This window comes from Micromonospora sp. NBC_01655, from assembly GCF_026339755.1.
Classification (GTDB): Bacteria; Actinomycetota; Actinomycetes; order Mycobacteriales; family Micromonosporaceae; genus Micromonospora.
Map to the genome: position 1 here is coordinate 6509331 of NZ_JAPEQF010000001.1, position 16486 is coordinate 6525816.

The following is a 16486-nucleotide window of genomic DNA, read 5'->3' on the forward strand; positions in this document are numbered from 1 at the left end:
CCTCGGGGTCGTCAGCGTCCGGCGAGCCGCTGGTCGGAGATCCGGTCGAGCCGTCCGGCGCTCCGGGCGTCCGTCGTCACCTCGTTGTCCACGGACCGCACGACGTCCTCGCCCAGGTTCTCCAGGGCACGCCCGACGCCCGCCCAGGCCCGCAGCAGGGTCTCCTCGAATCCGCGGTACTGCTTCTCGAACGCCGCGCCGATGTCGTCGCGGCCCCAGGGGCGGCCCGCGCTGGCCGCCGCGATCCGGCCGCCCACCTGCGCGCGCCGGGTGGTCACCGCCTCGCCAGCCGAGGTGAGGCCGGCGCCGCCGAGCCGCGCGCGGCGCGGGTCCAGCCAGAGCTGCCCGTCGGCCATGCCACTCAGTCCTTGCGCCGCATGACGGAGTCGACCCGGCCCAGCAGGGCCCCGAAATCGCCGCTGCGGAGGAACTCCACCGACCCCGATCCGGCCGGCAGGTAGCCGGCGACCAACTCCTGTGTGGCAGCGACCGCGGCGGCGGTGGCCCGGTGCACAGTCGTGCTGATCTTCCGGCTCAGCGCCTTGGCGTCCCGGTCCTGGAACACGGAGGGGTGGACATCCACCGAGACGAGTTCGCCCCGGGCGCCGGCGACAACGGTCACCTGCCCGTCGGCGGAGCGTTCGGTGACCTTGAGCTCCGCGAGTCGGGTCTGGAGTTCGTCCAGTCCGGAGCGGAGTTGCCGGTACTGGCTGTGCACCTCGTCGAACCGGGCCCGCAGCGCCCGGTTGGCGTCCCGGTCCACGCTCTCGGCCAACGTCACCCTCCCCCGTCACCGTCGGTAGGGCAGACCATACCGGGCGCCACGGAATCCGTGGGGTCCGGTAACTTCGGATGGGTGATCGACCGTCAGCAGGCCGAACAGCTCGCCACCGTCTGGGCGCACCGGGACTCCCAACGCCTCGGGCACGAGTGCGCGCCCCTGGTCGAGGAGTTCGACCTCGGTTACCTGATCACGTCCACGGTGACCCTGGCTGCCACCGTCCTCCCCGGCGACCTGCCGACCACCGTCGTGGACAAGGAGACCGGCGAGGTCTCCACTTGGCCCCGGCTGCCCTTCCCCGCCGTGCGGGAGATGTACCGGCGCAGCCGGCCGGAGCGGCCCGCGCCGCGCACGGTCGACCCGGCCAGCCAACTCCTGCGCGAGATCCGCCGCCTGCCGGCCCCTGGCACGGCCGCTCACCTGACCGTGAAGCACAGGATGCATCGGGCATGGGGCGCCAAGGGGGAGGTGACGCTGCGGCACCACCGGCTCGTCGGCGACTACCTGGGCGCTCAGCCGCCCGGGCACTTGGTCCGGGGGGCCGACCGTCACGCCGAGGCGATCGTCGTGTCGGACGTCCTCCTCGAGCACGACCACCGCCGCGCCGCCGAGGACCGGGCGCCGCTCACCCTCGACGAGGCGCGGAACCTGCTGGCCGGGAGCCGATTCGAGCTGTTCTGGGTGCGCGAGGCAGGCGACCCCAAGGGCGGACCTGCGGAACGGCCGTGCGACTCGTGCACCAGACTCCTGGTGCACCTGAACGTGCTCCCCTGGTCCGACCTGGGCTTCAGCCAACCCTGGCACCCGAAAGCCGCGCCGGTGCCCGACCCGGGCCGCTTCCCGGACGAGGTGGCGTACGCCCTCGTCTCGGCAGGGTGGGAACCAGCGCACATCGGCGACGAGCTCATGGCCGCCGCCGCCGTCCGAGATGTCACCGCGGTCAGCGGCGCCGACCACGTTCATGTGGCATTCCCCGCTGCGGTGCAGGCCATCACCCGGTATCCGGGGCTGATCGGAGCCCGCTGCGGCCCCGGCGAACAGGTATGGATCTCCCGCTTCGACCTCACCCCACACACCGTCGCTCACAACGCGGACACCCTCGCGGACTTCAGCGCGGTACTCGGCCACCGGCTGTTCCCGCTCGGCACGGAGGGCCAGGAGAGCATCATCGCGGTCGACGAGCGGGGGCGGGTCTTCGTGCTGGACCAGGCCGGCGAGTGGTTCCTCGGCGAGGACATCGACGCCGCGCTGACCACCCTGCTGCTCGGCCGGGCCCCGGCCCGGGTACGCGACGACGGCTCCTGGTAGCCGCCGGCGCCCCTACAACTGCACGCCGGTGAGCACCATGACTCGGGGATCGGTGTAGTCGTCCATCGCGCTGCGCAGGCCCTCCCGGCCGACGCCGCTGCCCTTCACGCCCCCGTACGGCATCTGGTCGGCCCGGTACGACGGCACGTCCCCGACGATCACCCCGCCCACCTCCAGGGCGCGGTGCGCGGCGAAGGCGACGTCGAGGCGGTGGGTGAACACGCCCGCCTGCAACCCGTACGCCGAGTCGTTGACGGCGGCGAACGCGGCGGCGTCGTTCTCGACCCGGGCGACCACGAGCACCGGCCCGAACACCTCCTCGGCGCACACCTTCGCGTCGGCCGGCACCCCGGACAGCACGGTCGGCGGGTAGGTCGCGCCCTCCCGCCGGCCGCCCACCTCGATGGTCGCCCCGGCGACCACCGCCTCGTCGACCCACGCCTCGACCCGCTCGGCGGCCTCGACCGACACCAGCGGCCCGACGTCGGTCAGTTCGTCGGACGGGTCGCCCGTGCGCAGCGCCGCCACGGAGGCGACCAACCTCGGCAGGAAGGCGTCGTAGAGCCACTCGTGCACGTACACCCGCTGCACGGCGATGCACGACTGCCCGGCCTGGTAGTTGGAGAACGTGGCGATCCGGTGCGCGGCGAAGGTCAGGTCCTCGTCGGTGTTCCAGTCCTCGCAGATCACGGCCGCCGCGTTGCCGCCCAACTCCAGGGTGACGTGCTTGTCGGGCACGGACCGGCGGATCGCCGCGCCGACCGGCCCGGAGCCGGTGAACGACACCACCGGCAGCCTCGGGTCGGCGACCAGCTCGGCGGCGCGCTCGTTGGGCAGCGGCAGCACCGAGAACATCCCGGCGGGCAGCTCCGTCTCGGCGAGGATCTCGCCGAGCAGCAGCGCCGACAGCGGGGTGGCCGGGGCGGGTTTCACCACGATGGGCGCGCCGACCGCGATGGCCGGGGCGACCTTGTGCGCGACCAGGTTCAGCGGGAAGTTGAATGGCGCGATGCCGAGCATCGGCCCCTTCGGCACCCGCCGGACCAGGGCGATCCGACCGGTGGCCGTCGGGTCGGTGTCGAGGCGTTGCAGTTCGCCGGAGAACCGCCGGGCCTCCTCGGCCGCCCAGCGGAACGTCGACACCGCGCGTCCCACCTCGGCCCGCGCCCACTTGACCGGCTTGCCGTTCTCGGCGGTGATCAGCGCCGCGACCTCCTCGGCCCGCTCGGCGAGCCGGCGCGACACGTGGTCCAGGGCCGCCGCGCGCGCGTGCGCGGGCAGGGCGGCAGCCGCCGCCGCCACCCCGGCCGCCGCCGCGACGGCGGCCTCGACCTGGTCGGGCGTGGCAAGGGTGGTACGTCCCACCGCGCGCCCGTCGTACGGGTGGGTGACGGTCAGCTCGCCCTCGCCGTGTGCGGGGCGACCGGCGACGAAGAAGGCTCTCGGCTCCACACCTCGGCAGCGTAGACCACGGGTACCTCGCATCGGAAACAGTCGCTCAAACCCTTGTCTGCCGCGAATTCAGTAGCGAAGATGGCAGTCAGATTCCGATAACCTCCGCTGTCCGCACCCCCGGCCATACCTCGGAGACACCTGATGAGCGACCAGCAGAAGCTGCGCAACTTCGTCAACGGCGCGTACGTCGACCCGGTGGACGGCGGGTATGCCGACCTGGTCGACCCGTGCACCGGTGAGGTCTTCGCCCAGGCTCCGGTCTCCGGCGCGGCGGACGTGGACGCGGCCATGCGGGCGGCCTCCGCCGCGTTCGAGACGTGGCGCGACACCACCCCGGGCGAGCGGCAGAAGGCGCTGCTCAAGCTCGCCGACGCGGTGGAGGCGCGGGCGGCCGACCTGGTCGACGCGGAGGTGCGCAACACCGGCAAGCCCCGCCAGCTCACCGCTGAGGAGGAGTTGCCGCCGGCGGTGGACCAGTTCCGCTTCTTCGCCGGCGCGGCCCGGCTGCTGGAGGGCCGCTCCGCCGGGGAGTACCTGCCCGGACACACCTCCTACGTGCGGCGCGAGCCGATCGGCGTGTGTGCCCAGGTGACCCCGTGGAACTACCCGCTGATGATGGCGGTCTGGAAGATCGCCCCGGCACTCGCGGCGGGCAACACGGTGGTGCTGAAGCCGTCCGACACCACGCCGGTGTCGACGCTGCTGCTGGCCGAGATCGCCGCCGAGTTCTTCCCGCCGGGGGTGTTCAACGTGGTCTGCGGTGACCGGGACACCGGTCGTACCCTCGTGTCGCACCCGACCCCGCAGCTCGTGTCGATCACGGGCTCTACCCGCGCGGGCATGGAGGTGGCCTCCGCTGCCGCGCCGGACCTGAAGCGGACCCACCTGGAGCTGGGCGGCAAGGCCCCGGTGGTGCTCTTCGACGACGCGGACGTGGCGGCGGCGGCCGAGGCGATCGCGATGGGCGGCTACTTCAACGCCGGCCAGGACTGTACGGCCGCGACCCGGGTGCTCGCCGGCCCCGGCATCCACGACGACTTCGTGGCCGCGCTCGCCGAGCAGGCCCGCAACACGAGGACCGGCGCCCCGGACGACGAGGACGTGCTGTACGGCCCGCTGAACAACGCCAACCAGCTCGCCCGGGTCAGCGGCTTCGTCGACCGGCTCCCCGACCACGCCAGCGTGCGGACCGGCGGCTCCCGGGTCGGCGAGCGCGGGTACTTCTACTCCCCCACCGTGGTCTCCGGCGTGCGGCAGGCCGACGAGATCATCCAGCAGGAGGTGTTCGGGCCGGTCATCACCGTGCAGCGCTTCTCCGACGAGGACGAGGCGGTGCGCTGGGCCAACGGCGTCGACTACGGCCTGGCGGCCTCGGTCTGGACGCGCGACCACGGCCGGGCGATGCGGATGACCCGCCGGCTCGACTTCGGCTGCGTCTGGGTGAACACCCACATCCCGTTCGTCTCGGAGATGCCGCACGGCGGCTTCAAGCACTCCGGCCACGGCAAGGACCTCTCGGTCTACAGCCTGGAGGACTACACCCGGATCAAGCACGTCATGCACAACATCGAGGGCTGACCGGTGAGCGCGAGGAGTGAGCCGGTTCTGCGAGCCCCGCAGTCGCGAACGGAGAGGGACCCGGTGGCGTCGAGCGAGGAGCTGCACAAGCGGCGCGGCGCGGCGGTGGCCCGGGGCGTCGGAAGCGTCGTCGGCGCGTACGTGGACCGGGCGAGCGGCGGCACGATCACCGACGTCGACGGGCGGGAGTGGATCGACTTCGCCGCCGGCATCGCGGTCACCAACGTCGGCAACTCCGCCCCGCGGGTGGTCGAGGCGGTGCGGGCGCAGGTCGAGCGGTTCACCCACACCTGCTTCATGGTCGCGCCGTACGAGTCGTACGTGGCCGTCTGCGAGCGGCTCAACGCGCTCACCCCCGGCACGTTCGAGAAGCGCTCGGCGCTGTTCAACTCGGGCGCCGAGGCGGTGGAGAACGCGGTGAAGATCGCCCGGCACGCCACCGGGCGGCCGGCGGTGGTGGTGTTCGACCACGCGTACCACGGCCGGACCAACCTGACCATGGCGCTGACCGCGAAGAACATGCCGTACAAGCACCGGTTCGGTCCGTTCGCCGGCGAGGTCTACCGGGTGCCGATGTCGTACCCGCTGCGGGACGGGGGGCTGTCCGGGGCGGAGGCCGCCGCCCGGGCGATCGAGACGGTGGAGAAGCAGGTCGGCGCGGAGAACGTCGCCGCGCTGCTGATCGAGCCGATCCAGGGCGAGGGTGGCTTCGTCGTACCGGCGCCGGGGTTCCTGCCGGCACTGCGCGAGTGGGCGACGGCGGCCGGGGTGGTCTTCGTGGCGGACGAGATCCAGACCGGGTTCTGCCGCACCGGGGACTGGTTCGCCTGCGACCACGAGGACGTCGTCCCGGACCTGGTCACCCTGGCCAAGGGCATCGCCGGCGGCCTGCCGCTGGCGGCGGTGACCGGCCGGGCCGACCTGATGGACGCGGTGCACGTGGGCGGCCTCGGCGGCACGTACGGCGGCAACCCGATCGCCTGCGCGGCGGCGCTGGCGGCGATCGAGACCATGCACGAGCTGGACCTGGCCGCCACCGCCCGCCGGATCGGGGCGACCATGGACGAGCGGCTGTGCACCATCGCCGCCGGCGATCCGCGGATCGCCGAGGTGCGCGGCCGGGGCGCGATGCTCGCCGTGGAGCTGGTCCGGCCCGGCACCCTGGTCCCGGATCCGGTCGCCGCGGCGGCGGTCTCGGCGGCCTGCCACGCCACCGGCCTGCTGACCCTGACCTGCGGCACGTACGGCAACGTGCTGCGCCTCCTGCCCCCGCTGGTCATCTCCGAGGCGGAGCTGGCCCGGGGCCTGGACCTCCTCGACGCCGCCTTCGGCTGACGGGCCCCGAACGGGCCCGCGACCCGGCCGGCACCCGGTGTTGGCGATCGGCGGTGAGCTGCGTCACGATGGTCGCGAGGAGGTCGCCGATGGCTGACCCGTGGCTCGCCCTGGAATTCGGCGCCGATCCGGCGGAACGGATCGCGCAGGTCGGCGCCGCCCATGAGGCGTTCCTCGCCGCCGGCACCGAGCCGCGCCGGGTACGGGAGGTGGTCCGCCGGTCCTGGCAGCGCTCGGCGCTGGTCGACCCCGAGGTCGCCCCGCCGGTCGAGCTGACCGACGACGCACTGGAGAGCTACCGGGCCGCCCACCCGCTGGCCGGGGTGCTGCCGCTGTTCCGGGACCTGCTCGGTGGCATCGCCCTGGATGGCGCACACCTGATGGCGGTCTGCGACGCGCACGGGCGGCTGCTCTGGGTGGAGGGGCATCCCGGGGTGCTCCGGCACGCCGAGCGGATGAACTTCGTGCCCGGCGCCCGCTGGGACGAGGCGCACGCCGGCACCAACGCCCCCGGCACCGCCCTGGCCTGCGACCACAGCGTGCAGATCTTCGCCACCGAGCACTTCAGCCGGCCCGTGCAGCGGTGGACCTGCGCCGCCGCCCCGATCCACGACCCGACCACGGGGCGGCTGCTCGGCGCGGTCGACATCACCGGCGGCGACCACCTCGCCCACCCGCAGAGCCTCGCCCTGGTCCGGGCCACCGCCCGGGCCGCCGAGGCACAGCTCGCCGCCGCGCACCCGGCCGAGCCGGACGCCGTCACCGTGCGCGCGCTGGGCCGCGACGAGGCGGAGCTGCGCGTCGGCGGGCGGACCGTCCGGCTCGGCCGCCGGCACAGCGAGCTGCTGGTGCTGCTGCTCGACCACCCCGAGGGACGCACCGGCGAGCAGCTCGGCCTCGACCTGTACGGCGACGACCGGCTGCACCCGGTCACCCTACGCGCCGAGCTGTCCCGGCTGCGCCGGGCGCTGGGGGCGGAGCTGCTCGACTCCCGCCCGTACCGGCTGCGCACCCGGGTGCGGGCGGACTTCCGGACCGTCACCGAGCTGCTGGAGCGGGGTGAGGTGGCGGGGGCGCTCGACGCGTACCCCGGGTCGTTGCTGCCCGGCTCCGACGCGCCGGGGGTCGCGCGGCTGCGCCGGCTGGTCGACGGGCAACTGCGCGCCGCCGTGCTGGCCGGCGGCGACCCGGCGACGCTCGCGGCCTGGACCGCGACGCCCGCCGGCACCGACGACCTGGCCGCCTGGCAGGCCCTGGCGCGGGCGCTGCCGCCGGGCGCGCCCCGCCGGCCCCTCGCGCTGGCCCGCGCCCGCCAGCTCGGCATCGAGTACGGACTCGGCCGCGCAACGTCGCTGCAACGTCCGCGTAACTAGCGTCGCGTCATCACCCCGACCACCGACGGCGGAGGTACCGATGACGCGCTACGACGCGCCCACCCACTGGCAGTCCCGCTACGACCACTTCATCGGCGGCGAGTACGTCAAGCCGCACGGCGGCCAGTACTTCGAGAATCCCACCCCGGTCACCGGCCAGCCGTTCTGCGAGGTCGCCCGCGGCACCGCCGAGGACGTCGAACGCGCCCTCGACGCCGCCCACGGCGCGGCCGACGCCTGGGGTCGCACCCCGGTCGCCGAGCGGGCGCTGATCCTCAACCGGATCGCCGACCGGATGCAGGAGAACCTGGAGTCCCTCGCGGTCGCCGAGACCTGGGAGAACGGCAAGCCGGTACGCGAGAGCCTGGCCGCCGACATCCCGCTCGCGATCGACCACTTCCGGTACTTCGCCGGGGCGATCCGGGCCCAGGAGGGCAGCCTCGGTGAGCTGGACGACGACACCGTCGCGTATCACTTCCACGAACCGCTCGGCGTGGTCGGACAGATCATCCCGTGGAACTTCCCGATCCTGATGGCCGTCTGGAAGCTCGCCCCGGCCCTCGCGGCCGGCAACGCCGTGGTGCTCAAGCCCGCCGAGCAGACTCCGGCGTCGATCCATTACCTGCTCTCGCTGGTCGCCGACCTGCTCCCGCCCGGCGTGGTCAACGTCGTCAACGGCTTCGGCGTCGAGGCGGGCAAGCCGCTGGCCTCCTCGCCCCGGGTGGCGAAGGTGGCGTTCACCGGCGAGACCACCACCGGGCGGCTGATCATGCAGTACGCCAGCGAGAACATCAGGCCGGTCACCCTGGAGCTGGGCGGCAAGAGCCCGAACATCTTCTTCGACGACGTGAGCGCGACGTCCGACGACTTCCTGGACAAGGCCCTTGAGGGGTTCACCATGTTCGCCCTCAACTCCGGCGAGGTGTGCACCTGCCCGTCGAGGGCGCTGATCCAGCAGGGCCACTACGCCGACTTCCTGGCGGCGGCGGTCGACCGGACCCGGGCGGTGCGCCAGGGCCACCCGCTCGACACCGACACGATGATCGGCGCGCAGGCGTCCAACGACCAGCTCGAAAAGATCCTGTCCTATCTGGACATCGGCCGCCAGGAGGGCGCGAAGGTGCTGACCGGCGGGGAACGCGCCGACCTCGGCGGCGAGCTGTCCGGCGGCTACTACGTCGAACCGACCATCTTCGAGGGCGACAACTCGATGCGGATCTTCCAGGAGGAGATCTTCGGCCCGGTGGTCTCGGTGACCTCCTTCGCCGACCTCGACGACGCCGTGAAGATCGCCAACGACACCCTGTACGGGCTCGGCGCCGGCGTCTGGACCCGGGACATGAACACCGCGTACCGGGCCGGGCGCGCGATCCAGGCCGGTCGGGTCTGGACGAACTGCTACCACGCGTACCCTGCCCACGCCGCGTTCGGCGGGTACAAGCAGTCCGGCATCGGCCGGGAGAACCACAAGATGATGCTGGAGCACTACCAGCAGACCAAGAACATGCTGGTCAGCTACTCCCCCAAGAAGCTCGGCTTCTTCTGATGCCGATCGGCTCCCCCGGTGACGCCACGTCGTCGCCCGTCTCGCTCACCCCCGCGGCGGCCGAGCTGATCCGGTCGCTGCGGGGGCGGTACGGGCCGCTGATGTTCCACCAGTCCGGCGACTGCTGCGACGGCAGCGCCCCGATGTGCTACCCGGCGGGCGAGTTCCGCACCGGCGGCTCCGACGTGCTGCTCGCCTCGCTGGTGGTCGACGGCGTCCCCGAGACGGTCGAGTTCTGGATCTCCGCGGCCCAGTGGAAACTGTGGCGGCACACCAGGCTCACGGTCGACGTGGTCCCGGGCCGGGGCAGCGGCTTCAGCCTGGAGGCCCCCGACGGCGTGAGATTCCTGATCCGCTCCCACCTTCCCTGAACCCCGTCGATCATGGAGTCATGGTGGGCAGCATGGCAACAATGTCCGTTATGCGGGGCAGCACGACTCCATGATCGACGGGGCTCAGGGGGCAGGGGGTCAGGGGCGGAGGAGGGCCGAGATCGTCGTCGCGATGTGGCGGGGGCGGCGGTAGAGGTCTCGGTCGGTGAAGTAGCGCATGTGCCAGCCGTGAGCAGAGAGCCAGTTCATGCGGGAGCGATCGTGGCGGAGCCGGTCGCGGTCCAGGTGCGAGACACCGTCGTACTCGATGCCGATCCGGCGCGTCCGGTAGCCGAGGTCCAGCCGATACAGCGGCACGCCCCACTCGTCCGGCACCCACAGCTGCGGCTCCGGCACCGGCAGCCCCGCGTCGATGAGCACCAGTCGCAGCTGGCTTTCCTGCCGGCACTCCGCCCGCGGATCCGCGAGATCCACCAGTTGACGGGCCTGCCGGACGCCGCGAAGCCGCGCGTGCCTGGACACCTCGGTGCGCAACTCATCGGGCAGGCAGGCGCCGACGCGCAGACAGAGGTCGAGCAGCGGAAGCGCGTCCATCCGGCGGGTCGTGCGGGCCAGGTCGACGGCGCACCGGGCGGCGGACGCGCAGGGCACCCCGCAGACCTGGCGCACGTCGCGTACGGGAAGGACAGCCTCGTGCGCCAACACCCCCCGGATCTGCGGTACGACCGAACCGGCTGGCACGATCACGTGCACGTATTTGGTGGGCAACGCCTCGAAACCGTGTAGCTGAGCCCCCGTCTGGAACCCGACCACAGCATCCGACGGGAGCCGCCGGAACAGCGCGGCTAGCGGCTCGCCAGCCGCTCCCTCCCACCCGTAGACGCCACGTGCTAGCCGACGCAGCCGTCCCGCCTGAACCCGGCTGCGCACCGCCTCCCGGCTGAGCCCCGCCCCCAACAACTCCCGATACGAGAACAGTTCATCCGCCACCCTGGCACGGTGACGCTCGCCCCGGCCCCACTTCCACCCCGCCCGCCCCACCTGTGGACAACACCGCCCCTTGTGCACAACCCCCACTCCACCTCCCCAACCTGCTACCCACCCCGCCGATCATGAAGTCGTGGTGCCCGATATAAGCGGTGAAACATCACCATTCGGGCACCGCTAGTCCATGATCGACGCGGAGGGGCGGCGGGTCACCGCTCCGCCAGCCCCCGGTACGAGCGGCCGTGGCGGGTCATCGTTCCTGTATCGCCCAGGGCGAGCCGTAGCCGGTGAGCAGGTCGAGGAACGGGCGCGGGGGCAGCGCCTCCGGGCCGAGCACGCCGGTGCCGGACCACGCGCCGGTGGCGAGCAGTTCCAGGGCGACGACCGGGTTGACGGCGGTCTGCCAGACGACGGCCTGGTGGCCGTACTCGCGCATCGACCACTCGTTGTCGACGACGTGGTAGAGGTAGACCTCGCGGGGCTCGCCCGACGGGGAACGACCCCGGACCCAGGTGCCGGCGCAGGTCTTGCCGCGCATCTTCCCGCCCAGGCTGGCCGGGTCGGGCAGGCAGGCGGCCACCACGTCGCGCGGGGACATCGGCACGCCCCGCACGGTGACCGGCTCGGTGGAGTCCAGGCCGAGCTTGTGCAGGGTGCGCAGGACCTCGATGAACTCCTCGCCGAGGCCGTACTTGAAGGTGACCCGCCGCGCGTCGACCCAGCGCGGGATGAGCAGCACCTCCTCGTGCTCGACGTTGACGCACTCGACCGGGCCGATCCCCTCGGGGAAGTGGAACACCTCGGGCTCGCTGAACGGCTCGGTGGTGAACCAGCCCCGGTCCCGCTCCCAGATGACCGGCGGGTTCAGGCACTCCTCGATCGTCGTCCAGATGGAGAAGGACGGGGCGAAGTCGTAGCCGTCGACGGTCAGGTTCGCCCCGTCGCGTACCCCGATCTCGTCGATCTCGCCGAACAGTTCGTCGGCGGCGTACCGGGCGAAGACGTCGGACAGGCCGGGCTCGACGCCGATTCCGCACAGCGCGAGCCGGCCGGCCGCCGACCACCGGTCGGCGGCGGCGAACTGGTCGTCGCCGAGCTTCACTCCGGTCTCGGCGTGCGGGCGCTTCGGGTGCGGGTGGGACAGGGACATCGCCATGTCGAGGTAGTCGGCGCCGGCCGCGTACGCGCCGTCGAAGATCGGCATTACGAAGCGCGGGTCGACGGCGTTGAGCACGTGGGTGATCCGGTGCTCGCGGCACAGCGCGGCGACGGCGTCGGCGCGGGACGCGTCGACGGTCGCGGCGACGAAGCGGTGGCCGTGGCCCTCGACCGCACGGGCGGCGCGGGCGGGGTCGGCGTCGGCGACGACCATGGTCTCGAAGAATGTTCGGCGGGCGGCGATGGCGACGGCGGCGGAGCCGACGCCGCCGGCGCCGACGAGCAGGATGCGCATCAGGTATCGAACCCCAAACCAAGACGATCGAGTGTACGGAGCCAGAGGTTGCGCCGGCCGTCGCGCGCGTCGGCGCGGGCCAGCGACCAGCGGGTGAGGTGGATGCCGGCGGCCCGGACGGGCTCCGGCGGGAACGGCAGCGGCTTGCCCCGGACCAGGTCGAGCCGGGTCAGCGGGGTGTCCCCGCCGGCCAGCAGGTCGAGCATCACCCGCGCGCCGAACCGGGTGGCCCCGACGCCGAGGCCGGTGTAGCCGGCGGCGTATGCCAGCCGCCCGTCGTACGCGGTGCCGAAGAACGGGCAGAACCGGGTGCAGGTGTCGATGACGCCGCCCCAACGGTGGCTGAAGCGCACGTCGGCGAGCTGCGGGAACGTGGTGAAGAAGTGCTCGGCGAGGGCGGTGAAGGTGGCCGGCCGCTGCTCCAGTTCGGGGGCGACCCGGTTGCCGTGGTGGTAGACCGCGTCGTAGCCGCCGAACAGGATCCGCCCGTCGCCGGTGATCCGGTAGTAGTGGAACTGGTTGCCGGTGTCGGCGAGCCCCTGCCGGTTGCGCCAGCCGATCGCGTCCCGCTGGGCCGGGGTCAGCGGCTCGGTCATCAGCGCGTAGTCGTAGACGGGGACGAGCCAGGTGCGCAGCCGGCGCAGCAGCGGCGGGAACGCGTTGGTGGCGAGGACCACCCGCCGGGCGCGGACCACGCCGGGGGCCCGCCCGGCTCCGCCGAGGGTGGCGGCGCGCAGGACGGCGCCGTCGCGGCGCAGGCCGGTGACCCGGGTGTGCTCGTGGATCCGCACGCCGAGGTCGAGGCAGGCGCGGCGCAGTCCCCAGGCCAGCTTCGCCGGGTCGAGCATCGCCACCCGGTCGCGGTCCCACAACCCGCCGAGGTACGTCGGCGAGTCGACCTCGGCGCGTACCTCGGCGCGGTCGAGCAGCCGCGCGTCGTGGCCGTACCGGCGGGCCAGTTCCGCGTCCTCGGCGAGCCCGGCGAGCTGGTACGGCTCGACGGCCACCGCCAGCTCGCCGGTGCGCTCGAAGTCGCAGTCGATGCCGTACGCGTCGACGGTGGCGGCGATGTCGGCCAGGTTCTCCCGGCCGAGGCGTTCCAGCTCGGCGATCTCGCCGGGGAACCGGTCCGTCCCGTTGGCCAGCCCGTGGGTGAGCGAGGCGGCGCAGAACCCGCCGTTGCGCCCGGACGCCGCCCAGCCGCAGGTGCCGGCCTCGACGAGCAGCACGTTGACGTCGGGTTCGGCCTGCTTGGCCAGCAGGGCCGCCCACAGCCCGCTGTACCCGCCGCCGATCACCAGCAGGTCGGCGGCATGCGGCCCGGTCAGCGGGGGCACCGGGTCGGGGCGTTCCGGCCGGTCGAGCCAGTACGGCACGGGCGCCGCGTCGGCGAGCGCCCGGTCGGTATGCGGGAGGATCATGTCGGGATCTTCGCCCGTCGACCGGCCGCCGGGGCGACCGGGAGGCCGGTGCGGCGGGACCGCCGCCCGCGCAGCGAGGTGAGCCCGACGAGCAGCAGCGCGATCACGAACATCGCCGTGCCGATGACGTTGACCTGCGGCGGGATGCCCCGCTGGGCGGCACCCCAGACGTACATCGGGAACGTGACGGTGGTGCCGGCGTTGAAGTTCGTGATGATGAAGTCGTCGAAGCTGAGCGAGAACGCGAGCAGCGCGGCGGCCACGATGCCGGGGAGCACCAGCGGCAGGGTGACCAGGCGGAACGTCTGCCACGGGCTGGCGTACAGGTCCGCCGCGGCCTCCTCCAGCCGCCGGTCCATCCCGGCGAGCCGCGCCTTCACGGTCACCACCACGAACGACACGCAGAACATGACGTGCGCGATGACGACGGTCCAGAAGCCCTGCGGCACGCCGGCGGAGACGAACAGGGCCAGCAGCGAGGTGCCCATCACCAGCTCGGGGGTCGCCATCGGCAGGAAGATCAGCAGGTTGATCCCGGACCGTCCGGTGAACCGGTGCCGAACCAGCGCGAACGCCATCAGCGTGCCGAGCACGGTGGCGACGACGGTGGCGATGAAGCCGATCTGCACGCTGCGCAGCACCGCGTCGCACATGTCGGAGGTGGCGCAGGGCTGCCGCCAGTTTTCCAGGGTGAACTCGTTGAAGTCGTACGACAGGCGGCTGGACGGGCGGTTGAAGGACAGGGCGGCGACCACCAGGATCGGCAGCGACAGGTAGCCGAGCACCAGCAGGGCGGCGCCCATCACCCAGTGGTCGGCCAGCCAGCGGGAGAACTTCACAGCACCTCCTCCGTGCCGGCCCGGCGCAGGTACCCGAAGACCACCGCGAGGATCGCCGCCATCAGCACGAACGACAGCGCCGCGCCCTGCGGGTAGTCCAGCCGGACCAGGAACGCCGAGTCGATGACGTTGCCGATCATGTACTCGTTGGGGGTGCCGAGCAGTTCCGCGTTGATGTAGTCGCCGGTGGCCGGGATGAAGAACAGCAGCGTGCCGGCGATCAGGCCGGGCATCGATTGCGGCAGGGTCACCTTGCGGAAGATCTGCACCGGGCTCGCGTACAAATCGCTCGCCGCCTCCAGCAGCCGGTAGTCGAGCCGCTCCAGGCTCGCGTACAGCGGCAGCACCAGGAAGGGCAGGAAGTTGTACGTCAGCCCGAGGACCACCGCGACCGGCGTGGCCAGCAGCCGGCCGTCGGGGCCGAGCAGGTGCACGTCGCGCAGCAGCCCCACCAGCCAGCCGTTGTCGGACAGGATCGTCTTCCAGGCCAGGGTGCGCACCAGGAAGCTGGTGAACATCGGGGCAACCACGCAGACCAACAGCAGGTTCTTCCACCGGCCGGCCTTCTGCGCGATCGCGTACGCCAGCGGGTAGCCCATCAGCAGGGCCAGCAGCAGGGCGATCCCGGCGTAGCCGAAGGAGCGGGCGAACTGCGGCCAGTACGCCTGCAACACGTCCGGGTAGTTGCCGAAAGCCCAGGTCAGCGCGTACCCGGTGGAGAGCGAGCCGGTGGGGTCGTACAGGCTCGCGGCGGCGAGCTGGAACAGCGGCACGGCGAAGAACAGCAGCAGCCAGGCCGCGCCGGGAAGCAACAGCAGGTACGGCAGCAGCCGGTGCCGGCCGTGCCGGGGCGGCGGCGGGGGCCCCGCCGGCTGCCCCGTCGACGTGGGTACGTGGGCCAGCGCCGTCACGAGGACGCACCCACCGGCTCGTCGAGCAGCGGTGCGGTGCGGTCGTCCTGGCCCGGCTCCCGGGGCAGCAGGAACGCGTGCCGGGGGTCCCAGTGCGCCACCACGGCCGCCCCGACCGGCAGCCGGCCGCCGAGCCCGCTGTTCGCCGCGAACGCGGACAGCTCGCTGCCCCAGCCGGTGCGCACCAGGTACTGGGTGCTGACTCCGACGTAGGAGGCGTCGCTGACCACGCCGGTGACGTGCTGGTGGCCGGCGGGCACCTGGTCGGCGGAGTCGGCCAGGTGCAGCTTCTCGGGGCGTACCCCCAGGTAGACCTCGCCCCGGTCGGCGCGGGCGCGGTCGGCGGGCACGGAGAACCGGGCGCCGTGCGCGGTGACCGGCACCTCGGACCCGCTCCCGCCCGCGGCCTCGGCGGCGAGCAGGTTGGACTGGCCGAGGAAGTTCGCCACGAACGCGGTGGCCGGGTACTCGTACATGTCGGCCGGGGCGCCGAGCTGCTCGATCCTCCCGGCGTTCATCACCGCGACCGTGTCGGCCATGGTCATGGCCTCTTCCTGGTCGTGGGTGACGTGCACGAAGGTGATCCCGACCTCGGTCTGGATGCGCTTCAGCTCGATCTGCATCTGCCGGCGCAGCTTCAGGTCGAGCGCGCCGAGCGGCTCGTCGAGCAGCAGCACCTGCGGCTGGTTGATCAGCGCCCGGGCCAGCGCGACCCGCTGCTGCTGCCCGCCGGAGAGCTGGGCCGGGCGGCGGTGCCCGAAGTCGTCGAGCTGCACCAGCGCGAGCATCCGCAGGACCTCGTCGTCGACGGAGCGGATGCCGCGCCGGCGCAGCCCGAACGCCACGTTCTCGAAGATGTTGAGGTGCGGGAAGAGCGCGTAGCTCTGGAACACGGTGTTGACCGGCCGCTTGTACGGGCGCAGCCGGGCGATGTCCCGGTCACCGAGCAGCACCTGCCCGCTCGTCGGCTGCTCCAGGCCGGCGATCATGCGCAGGGTGGTGGTCTTGCCGCAGCCGGACGCCCCGAGCAGGGCGAAGAACGAGCCCTGCGGGATGGTGAGGCTGAGGTCGTCGACTGCGGTGAAGATGCCGAACCTCTTGGTCAGGTTGACCAGCCGCAGGTCGCCGGCCGGCGCGGCGCGTCCCGTCGTCTTCGCGCTCATCCCC

Annotated in this window: 15 protein-coding genes; 6 read left to right on the top strand and 9 right to left on the bottom strand. The window is 72.6% G+C overall.

Annotated elements, in window-relative coordinates:
• Positions 1-11 precede the first annotated feature (11 nt).
• Positions 12-356, bottom strand: a complete 345-nt coding sequence (locus OOK41_RS28655; RefSeq protein WP_266267368.1) for a hypothetical protein — start codon at positions 354-356, stop codon at positions 12-14.
• Positions 357-361: 5 nt separating this feature from the next.
• Positions 362-781, bottom strand: coding sequence for a YbaB/EbfC family nucleoid-associated protein (locus tag OOK41_RS28660; protein ID WP_266267369.1), 420 nt, complete (start codon positions 779-781; stop codon positions 362-364).
• Positions 782-856: 75 nt separating this feature from the next.
• Here OOK41_RS28660 and OOK41_RS28665 point away from each other — a divergent pair, with 75 nt between their 5' ends.
• A complete protein-coding gene (locus tag OOK41_RS28665) occupies positions 857-2089 on the top strand; it encodes an SUKH-3 domain-containing protein (RefSeq protein ID WP_266267370.1) in 1233 nt (410 codons plus the stop codon).
• Positions 2090-2101: 12 nt separating this feature from the next.
• Here OOK41_RS28665 and OOK41_RS28670 read toward each other — a convergent pair whose 3' ends face one another.
• Positions 2102-3541, bottom strand: coding sequence for an aldehyde dehydrogenase family protein (locus OOK41_RS28670; protein ID WP_266267371.1), 1440 nt, complete (start codon positions 3539-3541; stop codon positions 2102-2104).
• A gap of 144 nt (positions 3542-3685) precedes the next feature.
• Between OOK41_RS28670 and OOK41_RS28675 the strand changes: the two genes are divergently transcribed.
• The 5 genes from OOK41_RS28675 to OOK41_RS28695 all read left to right on the top strand — a co-directional run bounded on the left by OOK41_RS28675 (position 3686) and on the right by OOK41_RS28695 (position 9747).
• Positions 3686-5122, top strand: a complete 1437-nt coding sequence (locus tag OOK41_RS28675; protein WP_266267372.1) for a gamma-aminobutyraldehyde dehydrogenase — start codon at positions 3686-3688, stop codon at positions 5120-5122.
• Between the two features lie 63 nt (positions 5123-5185).
• Complete coding sequence (gene gabT / locus OOK41_RS28680) at positions 5186-6457, top strand: 4-aminobutyrate--2-oxoglutarate transaminase (RefSeq protein WP_117665735.1); 1272 nt, start codon at positions 5186-5188, stop codon at positions 6455-6457.
• Positions 6458-6546: 89 nt separating this feature from the next.
• Positions 6547-7830 carry a GAF domain-containing protein gene (locus OOK41_RS28685; RefSeq protein WP_266267373.1) on the top strand — a complete coding sequence of 428 codons (1284 nt, stop codon included), beginning with the start codon at positions 6547-6549 and terminating at the stop codon, positions 7828-7830.
• Between the two features lie 40 nt (positions 7831-7870).
• The gene (gene adh, locus OOK41_RS28690) at positions 7871-9376 is read left to right on the top strand and encodes an aldehyde dehydrogenase (RefSeq protein ID WP_266267374.1); all 1506 of its coding nucleotides are present in this window, start codon (positions 7871-7873) and stop codon (positions 9374-9376) included.
• Entirely contained in the window at positions 9376-9747 is a 372-nt protein-coding gene (locus OOK41_RS28695) for a DUF779 domain-containing protein (protein ID WP_266267375.1), read from the top strand. Before adh ends, OOK41_RS28695 begins: the two co-directional genes overlap by 1 nt.
• Before the next feature lie 99 nt (positions 9748-9846).
• On the opposite strand, the gene OOK41_RS28700 is transcribed toward OOK41_RS28695, so the two are convergent.
• The 6 genes from OOK41_RS28700 to OOK41_RS28725 form a co-directional block, all read right to left on the bottom strand.
• The gene (locus tag OOK41_RS28700) at positions 9847-10698 is read right to left on the bottom strand and encodes a type IV toxin-antitoxin system AbiEi family antitoxin domain-containing protein (protein ID WP_266267376.1); all 852 of its coding nucleotides are present in this window, start codon (positions 10696-10698) and stop codon (positions 9847-9849) included.
• A 247-nt stretch (positions 10699-10945) separates the two neighbouring features.
• Entirely contained in the window at positions 10946-12148 is a 1203-nt protein-coding gene (locus OOK41_RS28705; RefSeq protein WP_117665725.1) for a saccharopine dehydrogenase family protein, read from the bottom strand.
• Entirely contained in the window at positions 12148-13569 is a 1422-nt protein-coding gene (locus tag OOK41_RS28710; protein ID WP_266267377.1) for an FAD-binding oxidoreductase, read from the bottom strand. Before OOK41_RS28710 ends, OOK41_RS28705 begins: the two co-directional genes overlap by 1 nt.
• Positions 13566-14408 carry an ABC transporter permease gene (locus tag OOK41_RS28715; protein ID WP_266267378.1) on the bottom strand — a complete coding sequence of 281 codons (843 nt, stop codon included), beginning with the start codon at positions 14406-14408 and terminating at the stop codon, positions 13566-13568. The genes OOK41_RS28710 and OOK41_RS28715 overlap by 4 nt, the downstream gene beginning before the upstream one ends.
• Positions 14405-15319 carry an ABC transporter permease gene (locus OOK41_RS28720; protein WP_266267379.1) on the bottom strand — a complete coding sequence of 305 codons (915 nt, stop codon included), beginning with the start codon at positions 15317-15319 and terminating at the stop codon, positions 14405-14407. Before OOK41_RS28720 ends, OOK41_RS28715 begins: the two co-directional genes overlap by 4 nt.
• Positions 15316-16482 carry an ABC transporter ATP-binding protein gene (locus tag OOK41_RS28725; protein WP_266267380.1) on the bottom strand — a complete coding sequence of 389 codons (1167 nt, stop codon included), beginning with the start codon at positions 16480-16482 and terminating at the stop codon, positions 15316-15318. Before OOK41_RS28725 ends, OOK41_RS28720 begins: the two co-directional genes overlap by 4 nt.
• Between the last annotated feature and the right edge of the window lie 4 nt (positions 16483-16486).

Bases quoted from the DNA above. Each gene is read 5' to 3' on its own strand.
- OOK41_RS28685 (WP_266267373.1), top strand. From the start codon at position 6,547: ATGGCTGACCCGTGGCTCGCCCTGGAATTCGGCGCCGATCCGGCGGAA.
- OOK41_RS28705 (WP_117665725.1), bottom strand. From the start codon at position 12,148: ATGCGCATCCTGCTCGTCGGCGCCGGCGGCGTCGGCTCCGCCGCCGTC.
- adh (WP_266267374.1), top strand. From the start codon at position 7,871: ATGACGCGCTACGACGCGCCCACCCACTGGCAGTCCCGCTACGACCAC.
- OOK41_RS28695 (WP_266267375.1), top strand. From the start codon at position 9,376: ATGCCGATCGGCTCCCCCGGTGACGCCACGTCGTCGCCCGTCTCGCTC.
- OOK41_RS28710 (WP_266267377.1), bottom strand. From the start codon at position 13,569: ATGATCCTCCCGCATACCGACCGGGCGCTCGCCGACGCGGCGCCCGTG.
- OOK41_RS28725 (WP_266267380.1), bottom strand. From the start codon at position 16,482: ATGAGCGCGAAGACGACGGGACGCGCCGCGCCGGCCGGCGACCTGCGG.
- OOK41_RS28655 (WP_266267368.1), bottom strand. From the start codon at position 356: ATGGCCGACGGGCAGCTCTGGCTGGACCCGCGCCGCGCGCGGCTCGGC.
- OOK41_RS28675 (WP_266267372.1), top strand. From the start codon at position 3,686: ATGAGCGACCAGCAGAAGCTGCGCAACTTCGTCAACGGCGCGTACGTC.